The organism is Legionella sp. PC1000, assembly GCF_014109805.1.
GTDB lineage: Bacteria > Pseudomonadota > Gammaproteobacteria > Legionellales > Legionellaceae > Legionella > Legionella resiliens.
On record NZ_CP059400.1, the window covers coordinates 1231127 to 1248362 of the forward strand.

Sequence of the window (17236 nt, forward strand, 5' to 3'; positions counted from 1 at the left end):
AGTAAGAGGACATTGTGATTGTTATTACCGGTGGAGGAAGTGGGATAGGAAGATCATTAGCTTTTTCTTTGGCAAAACGAGATCAATCAATCTTAATCGTAGGTAGAAGAGAAGATTTATTGCAGGAAACAGCGGCTTTTTCTTCACAAATCCAATATATCTGCGCTGATGTCTCAACACTTGAAGGTTTAGAGTCGATCAAAAATCGCCTGAATCATGTGAATCAAGTGAGTGCCCTGGTTAACAATGCAGGAACTTTAAATCCCTTGGTTCTCCTTAAGGATGTTGCGCCTAAAGACTGGAGTCATGCATTTAATACCAATTTGAATCCTGCTCTTTTTCTCCCGCAAATGATCTATGATAAATTGACGCATGGCCGTGTTTTAAATATCAGTTCTGGCGCTGCTTATTTTGCAATTAAGGGATGGGGGGCGTATTGTACATCTAAAGCCGCCTTATCGATGTTAACCAGATGTTGGCAGTTGGAGTCTGATTCAATTGCTTTTGCCAGTGTTATGCCAGGAATAATTGACACAAAAATGCAAGAGATTGCTCGAAGTAACGAAAATCCTGCTTATGAGCAGATAAATTTTTATAAGCGCTTACACGATGCAAATCGCCTAATTTCACCGGATACAGTTGCCGAATTCTTGACTTGGCTTTTATTGGATGTGGATAAGAACACTTTTATATCCAAAGAGTGGGATATATATGATACCGAACATCATAAAGCCTGGCTTAAACCGCCTCATCAAGTTCTTTATTGGGATTTTTAATGTCTGCATGTGAAAAATTATTATTAAATGCAACTACCATTGATGCTCATGGAAACCAGTTAACTGAGCAAGCTATTGCGATTAAAAATGGTCTTATTGAATGGTGTGGGCCGCAAGCACAAATGCCTTCGCAATTTTATGAACTGCAACATAAAGAAGAATGTCAGGGACAATTAGTTACTCCGGGGCTTATCGATTGTCATACTCATTTGGTTTATGCGGGGAATCGATCAACCGAGTTTCAAATGAAACTGGCGGGAACGAGTTATGCTGAAATTGCTAAAGCAGGTGGTGGAATCTTATCTACAGTACATCACACACGAGCAGCGTCAGAGGAGGAATTGCTCCAACAATCCTTACCAAGAATTCTTGCCCTACGTGCTGATGGCGTGACAACAGTCGAGATTAAGTCAGGTTATGGCCTGGATTTGCCTAATGAATTGAAAATGCTGCGAGTAGCAAGACGTTTAGGTGAGCTAACCGGATTAAGGGTTAGGAAAACCTTTCTTGGCGCACATGCAATAGGCCCAGAATTTCAAGGAAACAGCCAGGCTTATATCGATGTTCTTTGTCACGAAATGCTGCCCGCATTGTTTGAAGAAAATTTAGCAGATGCGGTGGATGTATTTTGCGAGTCTATTGCTTTTTCACTCAAACAAACAGAACAAGTTTTTACGGCAGCACGGAAATTAAATCTCCCTATAAAATGTCATGCGGAGCAATTATCCAATCTTGGAGCAAGTGAGCTTGCAGCAGAGTTTGGCGCTTTGTCCTGTGATCATTTGGAATTTCTGGATGAGAAAGGAGCATATGCTATGGCAAAGGCAAACACAGTTGCTGTTTTACTTCCAGGGGCCTATTATTTTCTGCGTGAAAAACAAAAACCCCCAGTGGAGTTACTGCGACGAGCTGGGGTGGGGATGGCAATTGCCACCGATTGTAATCCTGGTTCATCGCCAACTACTTCATTACGTTTGATGATGAGTATGGCCTGTCAATTCTTTTCATTATCAGTTCCGGAAGCACTAGCGGCAGTTACAAGTCAAGCGGCAAGAGCATTAGGTTTGCACAAAGCGCTTGGTACACTTGCTAAAGGTATGCAAGCTGATTTGGTATTGTGGTCTGTTAGTGACAGTGCCGCTCTATGTTATTATTTTGCCTATCCCTTATCACATCGTATGATGATTGCGGGGGAGTGGGTTTCTACAGAGAATAATTACTAGGAAATAAAATGATGTTGAAACCATTAAAAACAATTTTCTCTTTATGTTTTATCGTAAGCTCTTTCGCTGTTTGGGCTGTAAATCCAGTATCGATTAAAAAAGAGACGCCTGTTTATATTCTTGATATCAAATACCCACAAGAATTTAAAGACCCCCGTATCAATGCTGCAGTACTGAGTTTCATTGAAAAAACCCAAAAAAGTTTTTTTAAAGAAATCACGGATGATGCGGATATTCCTGCTGATGCACCAGGAAAAACAGGTTTAAATGTCACTTATTCTTTGCCCTATAATACGAAAAATGCCTTAAGTGTGTCTTTTAATATTTCGATTTATCACCGGGGAGCTGCACATCCTTCAAATACAGTGGCGGTATTAAATTTCATTAATGGTCGTCAGGTTAATTTATCTGAGTTATTTCGTCCTGAAGTAAATTATTTAAAACCTATTGCCAGCCTCTGCAGCAAAAAAATTACTGAGAAAAATATTTCCGATAAGAAATGGATTGAAGAAGGTACGAGGCCTATAGATAAAAATTATAAGATTTGGTCTTTTTCTTCAGATGGAATAAATATTATTTTTGATACGTACCAGGTCGCGGCTTATGTCTATGGTCCGCAGACGGTAAAAATACCTTTGTCACAAATTTCTTCTTTACTCAATCCTGAAATAATGCATAGTGTTTGGGGTCGTTAATGGCTGATACTCCTTTTATAGCTGCTGATAAAAATGTAGCAGAACTTACTTTTCGAGTTATTTTTCTTGCAATAATACTGACTGTTTTATTGGCAATGTCCAATGCGTATCTTGCCTTGAAGTTGGGGATTTTGACTTCTGCATCCATTCCGGCTGCGATTATTTCCATGGGGATTTTGCGCTTTTTTAAAAACTCAACCATTCTTGAGAATAATGCAGTGCAAACCGCAGCATCCGCTGGTGAAGCTGTGGCAGGAGGGATTGTTTATACCATTCCAGCCTTAATTATTATTGGTTTTTGGAATCATTTTGATTACCTTACTAATTTTTTCATTGCGGTTTGTGGTGGGGTTTTAGGGGTATTATTTTCCATTCCGCTGCGTCGTATTTTAGTCCATGATCAATCTTTAAAGTTTCCCGAAGGAAGGGCCATTGCGGAAGTATTAAAATCGTCCGTTGAAAAAACGAGCCTTAAGGACATATTAATTGGGGGAGCGGTAGGTTCTCTGGTTGAATTATTCCAAACAGGATTTAAAGTAATTGCTAACAGTTGGGGTTATTGGTTTGTGGTAAAACGATCGCTATTTGGTCTTGGCGCGGGTTTCTCCGCTACGATGATAGGTGCTGGTTATCTTGTTGGCCATGATATGGCGATTAGTATCTTTTTGGGTGCAGTGATCTCTTGGTTAGTTGCATTGCCTGTTGTCAGCCACTTTAATCCTGAATTTGTAAATCATTATCCTGCTGAGCAAGCTGCAACTTTTTTATGGAACAGCGAAATGCGCTATCTGGGCATAGGTGCTATGTTGTTTGCAGGAGTGTGGACTTTTTTAAAATTAGTTAAACCACTCTCTAGAAGTATTCATACTTCACTGAAAGCATATATGTCTAAAGGGGGAAAGGTTGATACTGAGTTGCCGCGAATTGATAAGGACATCCCACTACCTTATATATTGATAGGAACTGGTGCATTTGCCGCAATCTTGTTTCTCTTTTTTCAGTTTGTTCTGCCTCTGGGACAGGTAGGATTGGATAATCAATATTCACCAACTCTAGTTTTTTTTGCTGTACTTTATGTCTTATTTATAGGTTTTATTTTTTCGGTTATTACTGCCTATTTTTCAGGTATGGTAGGGGTTACGGCAAGTCCTGGGAGTTCAGTGGTCATCTCAGGAATGCTTTTTGCCGCATGGCTGTTGTTAGTCGCTATTGATCGTTTATTGCCATTACCCTTAAGTGCGCAACAAATCCAGGCAGCTGAAGCAATTACGATTATTATTGGCGCTGTAGTTACCGGCATTGCGGCAATAGCGAATGATAATACCCAAGATCTCAAAGTGGGACAGCTTGTCGGGGCTACACCATGGAAACAACAATTGATGTTATTGTTGGGGGTGGTGATTTCTTCTTTAGTTATTCCACCGGTAATGCAGTTGTTATTTAATGTATATGGAATTGCGGGGGTAATGCCTCATCCTAATATGGATATAAGTCAATCGTTACCTGCCCCAACCGCCGCTTTAATGGCTGCGATTACGGAAGCTGTGTTCAGAAATTCATTACCATGGAGCATGATGTTGATTGGTTCTGTAATTATTCTGATTAGTATTTTTCTCAATTATATTTTTAAATTACGCCGTTATTTAAATTTATCTATTTTAGGAATCGCCATAGGAATGTATTTACCACTTTCCTCTTCATTTCCACTTTTCATAGGCGGTATGATTGCATTGTTCGTTCAGGAACGTTTGAAACGCACGACTCCTGTTAAAGAAGAAGCGATGATCCGCAAACAACGAGGGACTCTAATTGCTTGTGGTTTGGTAGCTGGTTCTGCAATTATGGACGTGTTGCTTGCTATTCCTTTTTCAATCTTTCAAAGCCCAGATGCTTTGCAATTGGTCGGTCCAGGTTGGGAAAATATAGGTGTATATTTGGGAGTGTTATCTACTTTGTTGCTTGCTTGCTGGATCAGCCATAGGGTTGTTGGGAAAGATAAAGAGAACGTCTCAGCTAATGGTTAATTTAACAAGCTGACTGCTTGACAGCCAGGATTGATGAGGAATACGAGCATGATTTCAAGCAACCTGGCTTGTATCTTTAATCTGTACCCAATTAGCCGACGTATGCGCGGTATCCAGACTTGCCCCGCTTTCAGAGATCTTTCTCTTCATTGGATTCTCCCTGGATACCGCGCATAAAGCGCGGTAAGTAAGTTGTTTTAAAATTATTTTAAAACAGAATATTTTTATAGGGACTCTACCCGGGTTTTATGTTGTAACAGCTTTTCTTTAGTTTGCTGTGCCTGCGCCAATTTTTCACGTTCTTTAGCAATAATTTCTGCAGGTGCTTTATCAGTAAATTTAGGGTTATTTAACTTACCTTCAGCAAGCCCGATGTCTTTTTCTAATTTAGCTAATTCCTTTGTTAAACGTGCCAATTCCGCGTCTTTATCAATCAAATCAGCCATAGGAATGAGTAATTCAATTTCACCCAATACCGCAGTTGCAGATACAGGTACCTTTTCATCTGCTCCCAGATAATGAATATGGTTTAATTTACTCAGCGCTTTTAAAGTATGCTGATATTTTTCCATTCTCTCTTTAAGCGCTGGTGTAATATTACGAATATAAAGCGGAATAAGTTTAGCCGGTGAAATCGACATTTCACTACGGATGGTGCGTACAGCTTGAATCGCTGATTTTAGCCATTCTAATTCTTCTTCAATGGTATCATTGATGAATTCATGATTCACTTGAGGGTAAGCGCTAATCATAATGCTTGTGCCATCATCAGTGGTTAACTTTGTAGTACGCTGCCAAATTGCTTCTGTAATGAATGGCATTAAAGGGTGCAGCATTTTAAGAATTTGATCAAGAACGTGAATCAAGGTTCTGCGAGTGCCTCGTTTTAAAGCACTCAAGGCATGTTCATCTTGTAATACGGGCTTGGATAACTCCAGATACCAATCGCAATATTCGTGCCAGACAAATTCGTAAATCGTGTTTGATAGCAAATCTAATCGATATGTTTCAAAATAATGATGTACTTTGCTTATGGTGTGTTGCAAACGGGATAAAATCCACTGATCTGCTGGAGTATACTGAAACGCTCCATCATCGAAATCTATTTGTTCCTCATCGGTATTGAGTAATACGTACCGCGCAGCATTCCACAGTTTGTTGCAGAAATTGCGATAACCTTCTACTCGACCTATATCAAAGCGTACATTACGACCTGTAGATGCAAGAGAGCAATAAGTAAAGCGAAGGGCATCTGTTCCATAGGCACTAATGCCTTCAGGGAATTCTTTACGTGTGTTTTTGATTATCTTGTCACGAACTGATTGCAACATGAGATTAGAAGTTCGTTTTGCAATAAGTGATTCGAGATCAATTCCATCAACAATGTCCAGTGGATCAAGCACATTACCTTTAGATTTGGACATTTTATGTCCTTCACTATCTCGAATTAATCCAGTAATAAAAACTTCTTTAAAAGGAATTTTTCCGGTAAATTTTAAGCCCATCATAATCATACGGGCAACCCAGAAAAAGATAATATCGAAGCCGGTAACGAGTACCGAAGTGGGGTAGAACTGTTCTAATTCTGGGGTACGTTCAGGCCAGCCCAGAGTTGAAAAAGGCCAAAGCGCAGAAGAAAACCAGGTATCCAGGACGTCTTCATCTTGCTTTAGCACCGTTGAATCTTTTATTTTATATTTAAAACGTACATCGTTTTCACTATACCCAACATAAACATTACCATTACTGTCATACCATGCAGGTATCCGATGTCCCCACCATAATTGACGGCTAATACACCAGTCTTCAATGTTGTCCATCCATTGAAAATATGTTTTGGTCCAGGTTTCTGGGATAAATCGAATTTCACCGTTTTTCACAGCAGCTAATGCTGGCTCAGCTAATGGTTGAGTTTTTACATACCATTGGTCGGTGAGCAGGGGTTCTATAATGACATGCGATTTTTCGCCACGAGGTACTTTTAACTTATGGGGTTCTGTTTTAACTAATAAGCCAGCTGCTTCCAGATCTTTAATCATTTGTTCTCGGGCTACAAATCGGTCCATACCCTGATATTTTAAAGGAGCATTCTTATTAATAGAGGCTTTTTTGGTTAAGATATTTATAACAGGAAGGTTATGGCGTTTACCTACTTCATGATCGTTAAAGTCATGGGCGGGTGTAATTTTAACGCAGCCGCTGCCAAACTCTTTATCGACATATTCGTCAGCGATTATGGGGATGGTCCGATCACAAAGTGGTAGATGAACTTGTTGCCCAATAAGATGTTTGAAGCGCGGATCTTCAGGATGTACTGCAACTGCTGTGTCGCCTAACATGGTTTCAGGACGAGTCGTAGCTACAATAAGTGATTCTTTTGAGTTAACAACTGGGTAGCGAATATGCCAGAGAAAACCATCTTCCTCTTCAGAAAGTACTTCAAGATCAGATACTGCAGTCCCTAACTTAGGATCCCAATTCACTAAACGGGTTCCGCGGTAAATTAGTCCTTCGTCAAAGAGTTGCACAAATACCTTTTGTACCGCAGCTGATAATCCTTCATCCATGGTAAATCGTTCACGGCTCCAGTCTACTGACGCACCCAAACGTCTCATTTGTTGCGTGATGGTATTACCTGATTCGTTTTTCCATTGCCAAACGCGTTCTAAAAATTGTTCGCGGCTAAGATCTTTTCTGGAAATTCCTGAAGCCTCAAGCTGACGCTCAACAACAAGTTGCGTTGAAATTCCTGCGTGGTCAGTACCAGGTTGCCATAAAGTTCTATCACCTGACATCCGATGATAACGGGTCAACGCATCCATAATCGTATGCTGAAAACCATGTCCCATGTGTAGGCTACCTGTGACGTTAGGAGGAGGAAGCATGATGCAATATTTTTTACCGTCACCATGAGGTTGGAAATAATGATGATTTTCCCAATTTTTATAGCATGCTTTTTCAATTGCTTCAGGGGAATAGATTTTATCCATGATTAAACCTGTACTGATAAAAGACGAAATATTATCACAAATTCAATCGTAAGTTGAGTTAATTAGAGGCAACAATGTAAGCTGTTTAAATTTATTAATGGGATACGTAATAACTGTCTTGAATTTTATTTCAAGACAGTTATTACGCTTACTTATTAAAGTGACTTGCATAGTTATATTTTCAAATTCCATTAGAATGATTCATATTGGCATTGTTGAGTGTTTCGCTCTGAGGACGATGAAGATTCTGCTGGAGCAAACAGACCAAATTGACTGAGTCCTTGTGCGCTGCTTTGATGTTCATCCTTTTGCTCGTTATTCGCTTCAAGGTGCTCTTCAAGCTGGAGGTAGCCGAATTTAAGAAGATGCGCCCGTTCATACTCTTTATCCTTATTTAGGGTAAATTTATTCTTGATATAAGGTATAAAGGAGACTATTTGCTCTTCCTCATATTTATTTTTTAACGAATTGATGAAGACATCCAATTTTTCATAAGGGATATCAATCGCTTTTAAGGCTTCCCAATCTTCATTAGTTCTCTCTTCTAATATGATGCCTTTCTCCCAGGCGATTTTAATGGCGTCGCGATTGCTATCATGAATGCTGTCTTTAAAATGCTGGCGAACAAATTCACGAATTTCTTGTTTGATGATGTCCTCGGTAAGGAGAATAAAAAAAGGATGGCCGAGTACGGATTGGAATAAACGACGTTTCACCCCTGAAAAGCAACTGGGTCTGTCGCCTTCGAGATCATCAAATTCCTCCGTGACCTGGTTTTCGTCAGCACCAGCGATGATACGTGTTTTGTCCCAATTATGTGCGCGTCCGATGAGAGCGAGTTCATTGATGAAGTGTTCCAATCTTGATTCAAAGGTATGATGGTCAAGGCATGGCATGGTTTTATCGATAACTGCTAAATAAAGCAGGCCGATGAGCGATTGGTATTCTTCAAAGGTGGACCACTTTTCCTGAGTATTATCCGGATTGACATAAACATAACTGGCATGTTCGTGCATCCAGGGGTTGGGTTTGGATAAATAACGCCATGCAGAATGCACTTTATGTTGATAATAGGCTTTCAGAGCATCTTGATAGGTTGATGCATCGAGATGGAGGGCTTGTAATGCTTCCCAGCCCAGGGGGAGCGTGATTGTGGTTTGGTTTCCTTGTTGCTCGATGGTGAGGGTTGCTGGATTGTTTTCATATTGTTGTGCGAGGGTAGTGTATAAATCCTCCATCACCGCAGGGACACTGGCTTGCTTGAGCATAGGCTGATAATGCGTAATAGCCTTCTCAAGTCGTTTCTGCTCCCCTTGAGTCAACGCAGTCATAGAGGATTCTCTATTTTGAGCTAAAGCCTGCAAATCAAGCCCATTGCGTTGCTCCACACGGTAAAAGTTGTTTTGTGCGGCAAGTTCGCGCACGGCGGGAATTCCTAATAAGAGTTCCGCCGCAGTTTCATTGCCCAAACTGAGGGCAAGACGTAATAATTCATTGGGGTGATTAGGTGTGATTTCGGTATGGGCTAATGCTTTCACCGATGGGATGCCTATCAAGAGTAGAATGTCATCTCTTCGTGCAGGGTCATTTTGGCGGATGAGATTTCTTAAGACATAAAATAAGAGTTTTGCTTCCTCAGAGGAGGTGATATCAAATACTGCATAAGCATTTTCGTGCTCGATGGTATTTTTCAGGGCCTGAAGGTCAGCAAGCTTTTTTGTTATAAAAGGAGTTACATATTCACGATACTCAATCTGGTGCTGTTCGGCGTAGGCAAAGGCATTGGCGTGAGACAGTAAGAAATTGATGATAGGAAGTGGGTCTTGTATTGAAGTAGCCCAAAGAAAAATATAAATGCTGTAATCTGTAATCATTTCTTGAAATTTTCCAGGAACTTTTTCAGCCAGGAATTGAAGGACGGATAAACTACCGTTTTCTATGGTGCGATGAAAAACAGAAAAAATGTTATCACCAATTATTTCTTGCAATTTTTCCGGGACTTTTTCAGCCAAAAATTGAAGAACTGATAAATGACTTTTTTGGAAAGCGCAGCTAAAAGCAAGATAATTCTCAGAAGCGAGCATCTCTTGCAATTTTTCCGGAGCTTTTTCAGCTATGTATTGAAGGACATATAAATGACCGTATCGGATAGATTCGATAAAAATGTAATTGTTATCCGCAGCAATCATATCTTGCGATGAACTGGAATATTTTGTCATTAAATCCTTAAAATAACTCTCATTACCCCATAAAACCGCAGCGTGAAGCATCACTTTATCCGACATCCCTAACATATCTCCTATATGCTGAAGGGATTCTGAATTAAATTCAGGATGACTGAACGCAATCCCTAACCATAGACATAGTATTTCGCTTTTAGAGACTGGGAGGGGGATTGCTTTTAGTCGATCAATTAACAAATGCTCATCTTTCGTTTGCATTAGGGGAATTAAACAGTCAGGGAGTTCTTCTAAAAAAAGTATATCCCAGAGGGTTTGCGGGATTAATTTGGCTTGTGGATGCTGCATTCTTTCTTCATGCGTGGAACATTTCATTTTTATGACCTTGTGAATTATGTGATGAATATGATTTATGATTAACCAATATGCGCATAATAAATGCTCAAAATATTTATTAAAAATTGATTATTTATATGTGAGGTATACAAATTTCTTATGGAGACTTAGGGAGGTTGTTATCCGCAGCAATTTCTGAGGGAATTTGAAAGACTTGCATGTCTTTAAACATGCAAGTCTTTTACCACTTGTTCAAATCTTTAATGCTTGAACTGACTAATCTGGATAACCAATGTACTCCTTCGTCATATTGACTCTTACTGTGCATTACAAGGTAAATAGGGGTTGGTTCCAGATTGAACGGTAGAGGTTGCATTTTTAAATTAAATTGTTCTGAAAAAATATTAATCAAAAAACTAGGGGCCGTGGAGATAACGGTGTCGGAATTGGCTACTGCAAAAATAGCGGGCAAAATATTTTTTACAAAGAGCATGTCATTACGTACTTTTTTCCTTTTATGTAAATATTCCGCTGAATGGCTGTATCGGGCTGGATTAAAACTAAAGGCAATATGTTTACTGGTCAAATAATCTTTTAAAGACATGGGCTGGTTTATTAGTGGATTATTCTGGCTCGCAAAACAAATAATTTCTTCCTCATATAATTTTTCAGCTTTAAGCAACGAGGGGAGTGAGTTTTCATTAATAGCCCCAATGGCGATATCGACGTTCTCATCAATAAATAGAAGAGGGTTATCAGCCATGGACTCAATAGTGGTTTCAATAACAATATGGGGTAGTTTTTCCAGGGCTGAAATTAAGGAAGGCAACAAGATTAATTCAACATAATCCGGTAGCGCAATCTTAAATGATCTCTTTGAATGAAGGGGAGCGAAGCGTTCACTAGGGTGCAAGATATTTTTTAAATCAAACATTACTTGTTCTAATTGTGGTTGCAATTCTTTCGCTTTTGGAGAAAGAAGATATTCCCCTTTAGCGGGAATGAGCAGCGGATCCTTAAATAGTTCTCTAAGTTGCTTCAAAGAAGTACTCATTGCAGGTTGACTGACGAATACTTTAGCAGCAGCACCACTGACACTTTTTTCAGTTAATAAGGCATCCAGATGCAATATTAAATTTAAGTTAACTCGTTTAAAAGGCGTCACAATTTTACCCTTTTAATGATTCTCCCTTATATGAAGTATAAGAAATTTAGAATTGATTACAAAAGATTGAAGACTTAAAGTTAAGTTGGTGGCTGTTAAAATTATCCCGGGTTTGGCTATGCCTCGCCCAGGCTATTATTTTAATGATTATGAGTAGGTACTTGAACATCTGGAATTTTTGCTTCATCAAACTGAGGTTCGGATTTTTTGGAACGATGGTCTTCAGCAATGTAAGTATACAAAGTTGGAACTACAAACAAAGTGAATCCCGTTCCGATGAGCAAGCCAGTTGCAATAACCAGTCCAATATCAAAACGACTTACTGCGCCTGCTCCACTGGCAATCAAAAGAGGTAATACACCAAATACCATCGCAGCAGTTGTCATGAGAATGGGTCTTAATCTGATTCCAGCAGCCTCTTCTACTGCTGCTCGTTTATCCAGATTTTTTTCACGTTGTAAATGGTTGGCAAAATCAACGATTAAAATTCCATGTTTAGAAATTAATCCAATTAGGGTAATCAAACCGACCTGGGTGTAGATATTGATACTTGCCAAGCCCAAATTCAAAGGAATTAAGGCACCACAGATGGACATAGGCACGCTGATTAAAACGATTAAAGGATCGCGAAAACTTTCATATTGGGCTGAAAGTACCAAAAAGATAATGATGATTGCAAAAACGAACGCAAAGAGCAGGGCGCTTCCTTCTTGGATAAACTGTCTTGACTCACCACCATAATCAGCGGAAAAACCTTTAGGCAAAGTATCATTGGCGGCATTTTGTAAGAACGCTAGACCTTCTCCTAGTGTTTTTCCAGGCATCATGACTGCTTGAATGGTCGCTGAATTCATTTGTTGGAAATGTGACGCTGCGTTAGGTGCCGTTTTTTCCTTGGCAGTGACTACGGTTGAAAGGGGAACCATGGTGCCGTTCATGGTTTTTACATATATTTGTCCTAATTGCTCGGGAGTCATACGAAATGATCGGCTTAATTGGGGTATTACCTGATAACTGCGGCCTTCTAAGTTAAAATAATTCACATAACCGCCTGACAAAGCACTGGTTAAACTGCTTCCAACTGCTTGCATATCCAACCCCATTTCTGAAGCTTTGGAGCGATTAATGTCCAATACAATTTGTGGCTTATTGAATTTGAGTGAATTATCGACATAAATAAATAAACCACTTTTTTGGGCTTTTTCGGTCAGTTTATTGGAAACATCGAGTAAGCTTTGAAAGTCATTCGTTGTTTTGATGACGAATTGTACTGGTGTACCGCCCCCGCCGCCTGGAAGAGGAGGAGGAACAATTGCAAAAGCATTTAAGCCTGCAACTTGTGATAGCTTATCTTGCAAAGGTTGTTTTAAAGCAAACTGGCTTTTACTGCGTTGGTTCCATGGTTTCAATACCATTCCAGAGATGGTTTGGCTGCTGTTGTTTACGGTAAAATAATTTTCTGTTTCGGGGAAGCTTTTATAAATCGCATCAAATGGTTTGGTGAAGGCTTCAATATAATTAAGTGTCGCATATTGAGGGATCATCGCCATGACAAAAAAGAAGCCTTGGTCCTCATCAGGAGCAGTTTCTGCTGAAGTATGAGTATAAAGATAAGGCAGCATAATGATAACAACCCCTGCAAAAAACAGCATAATTACTCGGGTGTTCAGTAAACTGTGTAATGCATTTTGATATTTTACTTTAAGCTTATTGAAAAAATTATCGAGAAAATGAACAAACTTACCACTACCAATCTCTTTAGATAACACCCGTGAGCACATCATGGGAGAGAGGGTTAAAGCAATGATTCCAGAAATGATTACTGCACTGGCCAATGTAAAAGCAAATTCTTTAAATAAAGCTCCCGTCAGTCCACCCATAAACCCAATGGGTGCGTACACTGCAGCAAGTGTAATCGTCATTGCAATAACAGGGGTGGCTATTTCCCGAGCCCCAATCAATGCAGCATCAAAAGGAGTTTTTCCTTCCTCAATATGACGATGAACGTTTTCTACGACCACAATTGCGTCATCAACCACCAAACCAATAGCCAAAACAAAAGCAAGTAAGGTAAGTAAATTGACGCTGTATCCAAGCATAAGCATCAAAGTACATACCCCAATTAATGAAAGGGGAATAGTGACGATAGGAATGAATACTGAGCGAATCGATCCCAGGAATAGAAAAATGACTACGATAACAATTACGCCTGCTTCAATAATGGTATGAGTCACTTCATCCAAAGATGCTCTAATAAACTCTGTTGCATCATAAACTATTGTTCCTGATAGAGACGGTGGAAACTCTTTGATGACTGAGGGAAGTATTTTTCTTACATCGCTAATTACAGTAAGAGGATTTGCTGTGGGTGTTGGGGTAATGGATATAAATACTGCTTTTTTTCCATTGAATGTGACTGAGGTATCATAATCCTGTGAGCCTAATTCAACTTTGCCGACATCGCGTAAACGCACAATAGATCCTTTATCGCTTTTGACAATTAAATTACTAAATTGCGTCGTATCATTCAGATCTGTTTTCGCAGTGACACTGATTGCTACATATTCACCTTTAGTATTTCCGGCAGCTGTGAGGAAATTATTTTTAGCAAGTACGGCAGAAACATCTGAAGGGGAAACTCCCAGCGCGGCCATTTTAATTGGATCAAGGAAAATTCGCATGGAGTAAGTTGCGCCACCTAAAATTTCTGCTTTTGCTACCCCATCTACAGTTTGCAATTGCGGTTGTACGACACGAGTGGCGTAATCCGTGATTTGCTGAGGGGTCATTTCTGTACTGTCCAAACTGATGTACATTAATGCTGTGGAACTATCAGATGCTTTTAATATAACCGGTTGTTGGGATTCTTTAGGAAGTTGGTTCAGGGTTTGTTGCACTTTGCTCATTACATCAGTAAAGGCTACTTGCGGATCAAAATTTAATTTAATATTCAAGGTGATGGTGCTTAAACCTTGCGTGCTTGAAGAGGTCATGTAATCAATCCCTTCTGCACTTGCTACCGCTTTTTCTAGAGGCGAGGTAATGAATCCTGCAATAAGATCGGCATCTGCTCCCGGGTAAGCTGTCATAATGGTAATTACGGTATTATCCATGCGAGGATATTGACGAATTTGCATGTTATAGATGGAGTTAATACCAAAAAGAAAAATGAGCAAACTAATTACCATGGCAAGTACAGGCCGCTTGATAAAAAGATCGGTAAATTTCATAACTGTTCCTGATTAAAAAAATTTTTGTAATAGGCCTATACTCAGGCTCACTGTTATTAAGTTAAGAAACCAAGTCTCTTGTCTACATCTCGCGGCTTGTCCGCGGGATCCAGTGATGTCGCATTATTTCTGGATTCCGCGGACAAGCCGCGGAACGTAGGATAAGCTCAAGGTAAACTTAACTTCATGGCATTTCTGTTTCGCCGCATTTAGGCTACGTTACGCGTTCAACTGATTTTATTGTTCCAACATATCCGGATTACTGAGTTCATTTAATTTGACATCATTATTGATTACAACAGGCGTACCGTTTTGTAATTTTATTTCTCCGGCGCTTACAACGAGTTGTCCTTCCTTAACTCCTTTCTTGATTACGGTATAATTTCCACGTTGCTCACCTGTGGTGACAAAAACGCGCTTGACCGTAAGCAGATCGGAACCATCTGGGTTTTTCTTTCCGTCTGCATTTTTTTCTATAATGTAAACTGCATTACCGTATAAACTGTAAGATACAGCCGTTGAAGGAACAATGACCGTTTTAGGTTCAGGGGGTTGGCTTATTTCAATCGAAGCAAACATGCCCGGTACAAAGGTAAAATTATGAATTTTATTTTTACTGTTTAAATCGGTACTGCAAGAGACAATTTGTTTATCTCCCATAGGCTCTTTTCGGGTTTTTATTAATGGAGATTTTTTGGGATCTTTAATTGCTGCTGTAGGGCAATTAGCAAGAGTACCCTGAACTAACATATTGTGTGTATTGACATCCACTTTAGCATTAATTGCAGTGACCTTAGCCTCGAAAAGAGCATTAGGGAATGCTTCTACGGAAAATGTAATGGTTTGATCCGGTCGGATACGTTTGTAGAGTTGTTCTGGGAGATAAAATTCCAGATACAAAGGATCAAGTGCTTGCAAGGTAACAATTGTTGTTTGCCCAGGGCTGATAAATTGCCCAAGGTTGACTTGTCGTATACCTAATTTTCCAGCAAAGGGAGCAGTGATATGTTTTTGATTGATTTGTGCTTGGGTTTGATCCAATTTTGCCTGGGCTTGATCAAGATTTGCTTTGGCTTCATCAACATTGGAAATTGGCGAGGCACCTCGCTTGAATAAATCATTTTGGCGTTTATAACTTAAGGTTTTCAGGGTTAATTCTGCTTGATTAAATTTTAATATTGCTTGATCAATGCTGTCATCAATCGTAATTAAGGGAGCGTCTTTATCAACGTACTGCCCGGATTCAAAATCAATTTTTACTACGTTTCCTGAAGCTTGAGAACTGATATCAACCCCATTAGATGCAACGAAATTACCCACCGCATTAATCGTCGGTTGCCAGTCTACTGCCTGGGCGACAGCTGAAGCAACGGAGACAGCGGGAGGTTGATAGTTTGCAAAGAAACGCTTAATCAATACTCCCTTGATCAGGTTAAAAGCAATGATTCCACCAAAAACAATCAATAAGGCTATCCCCATGATGATCATTCGCTTTTTCATTAATGCTCCCCTGAAATACTTAAACCTAGAAAAAACAATACGTTTTTAAAATTTGCCAAATATAACATGAAAGATGAATTTATTATCCTTATTGTGCTTATAAGTTTCAATTTTATTTATTTCATGGTTATAAAAATATCCTATTGACTAAATACAACACTTTGCTACTATGCTGCTTTCATCACACAAAGGAGAAACCATGAAGTTGAAGTCCTTGTTATTTGCTCTTTGTTTTTGTTTGATTGGTCAAGTTTTTGCAGCAAATGCACATTTGCATCCAAAAGCTACCGAAGCTGACAAAAATCATAAGTCCGCTGGTAAATCAACGATGTATCCAGGTTATTGTGAAATTGAAATCATCAATAACAGTATCGACAATGTCCGTGTATACGGTACTTTTGATGATGGGGCTCCCTTAAATCCTTTCACAATATTCTATTATGATGCACCTCATTACATCGACTTGTATTATTACGGTTACTGCCATTCTGGTATGAATCTTTTAATCCAAGGCCCTTATGGCACTATTTATTCAGGTTGGACTAACGTAAATAGTACTGTACGTATCGTTAATTACATGAATAAAGGTGTTAAAGGCGATAAAGTTGAAATTACTGCAAAAAAATAAGTAATTTATAAAAAATAGGCAATAGCTTATTTGATGATAGGGAAGTTGCATCCAATTGCACCTTCCCTTTTTTATTTGTGTTTCAGGAGTTGTTCATGAAGCGTTTTATCCCTTGTCTTCTGTTGTTACCTTTTTTGACTGCGTGTGAAATGACCCAACCGGAATATTATGAGGCCGGTTATTATCACTCAGTTCCTCCCCGCTCTGAAATTTATGGTTTCGATGAACGTCCACATGATTATCGTCATCCTTCCCGTCATCATCGAGGTCATACAAAAACAAAAGAGGCTTCTACTCAAGTTAAGACACATGGCCATGGTCATCATGCCAATGAACAGAAACAAGTTACTGTAAATAATGCCAAGCCAAACAATGTTCATGGACATAATAAAAAAAATAACCAAGTGGTTAAGCATCCTTCAGAATCTGGACCCACAGTCATAGTTAATGATTAATTTCAAAAGACTTATTCGATAGAATCAGAATCTA

The 17236-nt window shown here is 39.3% G+C and carries 12 protein-coding genes; 7 read left to right on the top strand and 5 right to left on the bottom strand.

Translation table 11 applies throughout. The annotated features are described in order from the left end of the window. Positions 1-14 precede the first annotated feature (14 nt). From FOLKNPGA_RS05370 to FOLKNPGA_RS05385, 4 genes are read left to right on the top strand one after another with little or no spacing between them, the layout of a single operon-like run. Positions 15-776, top strand: a complete 762-nt coding sequence (locus FOLKNPGA_RS05370) for an SDR family NAD(P)-dependent oxidoreductase (RefSeq protein WP_182352025.1) — start codon at positions 15-17, stop codon at positions 774-776. Further along, positions 776-1999: an imidazolonepropionase gene (gene hutI, locus FOLKNPGA_RS05375; protein ID WP_182352026.1), complete on the top strand. Its 1224-nt coding sequence runs from the start codon at positions 776-778 to the stop codon at positions 1997-1999. The genes FOLKNPGA_RS05370 and hutI overlap by 1 nt, the downstream gene beginning before the upstream one ends. A gap of 11 nt (positions 2000-2010) precedes the next feature. Continuing rightward, complete coding sequence (locus FOLKNPGA_RS05380) at positions 2011-2694, top strand: DUF3298 and DUF4163 domain-containing protein (protein ID WP_182352769.1); 684 nt, start codon at positions 2011-2013, stop codon at positions 2692-2694. After that, positions 2694-4718 carry an OPT family oligopeptide transporter gene (locus tag FOLKNPGA_RS05385; protein WP_182352027.1) on the top strand — a complete coding sequence of 675 codons (2025 nt, stop codon included), beginning with the start codon at positions 2694-2696 and terminating at the stop codon, positions 4716-4718. The genes FOLKNPGA_RS05380 and FOLKNPGA_RS05385 overlap by 1 nt, the downstream gene beginning before the upstream one ends. Before the next feature lie 224 nt (positions 4719-4942). Here FOLKNPGA_RS05385 and FOLKNPGA_RS05390 read toward each other — a convergent pair whose 3' ends face one another. The 4 genes from FOLKNPGA_RS05390 to FOLKNPGA_RS05405 all read right to left on the bottom strand — a co-directional run bounded on the left by FOLKNPGA_RS05390 (position 4943) and on the right by FOLKNPGA_RS05405 (position 14619). After that, positions 4943-7708 carry a valine--tRNA ligase gene (locus tag FOLKNPGA_RS05390; protein ID WP_182352028.1) on the bottom strand — a complete coding sequence of 922 codons (2766 nt, stop codon included), beginning with the start codon at positions 7706-7708 and terminating at the stop codon, positions 4943-4945. A gap of 191 nt (positions 7709-7899) precedes the next feature. Continuing rightward, positions 7900-10263: a hypothetical protein gene (locus FOLKNPGA_RS05395; protein WP_182352029.1), complete on the bottom strand. Its 2364-nt coding sequence runs from the start codon at positions 10261-10263 to the stop codon at positions 7900-7902. Positions 10264-10465: 202 nt separating this feature from the next. After that, positions 10466-11392: a LysR family transcriptional regulator LelA gene (gene lelA, locus FOLKNPGA_RS05400; RefSeq protein WP_182352770.1), complete on the bottom strand. Its 927-nt coding sequence runs from the start codon at positions 11390-11392 to the stop codon at positions 10466-10468. A 137-nt stretch (positions 11393-11529) separates the two neighbouring features. Further along, positions 11530-14619 (bottom strand): efflux RND transporter permease subunit, encoded by a 3090-nt coding sequence (locus FOLKNPGA_RS05405; protein ID WP_182352030.1) that lies wholly within the window; start codon positions 14617-14619, stop codon positions 11530-11532. Positions 14620-14715: 96 nt separating this feature from the next. On the opposite strand from FOLKNPGA_RS05405, the gene FOLKNPGA_RS19185 reads away from it, so the two are divergent. Continuing rightward, the gene (locus tag FOLKNPGA_RS19185) at positions 14716-14784 is read left to right on the top strand and encodes a hypothetical protein (protein WP_370529200.1); all 69 of its coding nucleotides are present in this window, start codon (positions 14716-14718) and stop codon (positions 14782-14784) included. 72 nt (positions 14785-14856) lie between these two features. On the opposite strand, the gene FOLKNPGA_RS05415 is transcribed toward FOLKNPGA_RS19185, so the two are convergent. Beyond that, entirely contained in the window at positions 14857-16119 is a 1263-nt protein-coding gene (locus tag FOLKNPGA_RS05415) for an efflux RND transporter periplasmic adaptor subunit (RefSeq protein ID WP_182352031.1), read from the bottom strand. 199 nt (positions 16120-16318) lie between these two features. Between FOLKNPGA_RS05415 and FOLKNPGA_RS05420 the strand changes: the two genes are divergently transcribed. Together FOLKNPGA_RS05420 and FOLKNPGA_RS05425 are read left to right on the top strand one after the other, a co-directional pair. Then, a complete protein-coding gene (locus tag FOLKNPGA_RS05420; protein WP_182352032.1) occupies positions 16319-16747 on the top strand; it encodes a hypothetical protein in 429 nt (142 codons plus the stop codon). Between the two features lie 95 nt (positions 16748-16842). Beyond that, positions 16843-17202, top strand: coding sequence for a hypothetical protein (locus FOLKNPGA_RS05425; RefSeq protein WP_182352907.1), 360 nt, complete (start codon positions 16843-16845; stop codon positions 17200-17202). Positions 17203-17236: the final 34 nt, after the last annotated feature.

What these genes read in the sequence shown, in the direction of transcription:
- hutI (WP_182352026.1), top strand. Translation starts at nt 776, where the DNA reads ATGTCTGCATGTGAAAAATTATTATTAAATGCAACTACCATTGATGCT.
- FOLKNPGA_RS05380 (WP_182352769.1), top strand. Translation starts at nt 2,011, where the DNA reads ATGTTGAAACCATTAAAAACAATTTTCTCTTTATGTTTTATCGTAAGC.
- FOLKNPGA_RS05385 (WP_182352027.1), top strand. Translation starts at nt 2,694, where the DNA reads ATGGCTGATACTCCTTTTATAGCTGCTGATAAAAATGTAGCAGAACTT.
- FOLKNPGA_RS05390 (WP_182352028.1), bottom strand. Translation starts at nt 7,708, where the DNA reads ATGGATAAAATCTATTCCCCTGAAGCAATTGAAAAAGCATGCTATAAA.
- FOLKNPGA_RS05395 (WP_182352029.1), bottom strand. Translation starts at nt 10,263, where the DNA reads ATGAAATGTTCCACGCATGAAGAAAGAATGCAGCATCCACAAGCCAAA.
- FOLKNPGA_RS05405 (WP_182352030.1), bottom strand. Translation starts at nt 14,619, where the DNA reads ATGAAATTTACCGATCTTTTTATCAAGCGGCCTGTACTTGCCATGGTA.
- FOLKNPGA_RS05415 (WP_182352031.1), bottom strand. Translation starts at nt 16,119, where the DNA reads ATGAAAAAGCGAATGATCATCATGGGGATAGCCTTATTGATTGTTTTT.
- FOLKNPGA_RS05420 (WP_182352032.1), top strand. Translation starts at nt 16,319, where the DNA reads ATGAAGTTGAAGTCCTTGTTATTTGCTCTTTGTTTTTGTTTGATTGGT.
- FOLKNPGA_RS05425 (WP_182352907.1), top strand. Translation starts at nt 16,843, where the DNA reads ATGAAGCGTTTTATCCCTTGTCTTCTGTTGTTACCTTTTTTGACTGCG.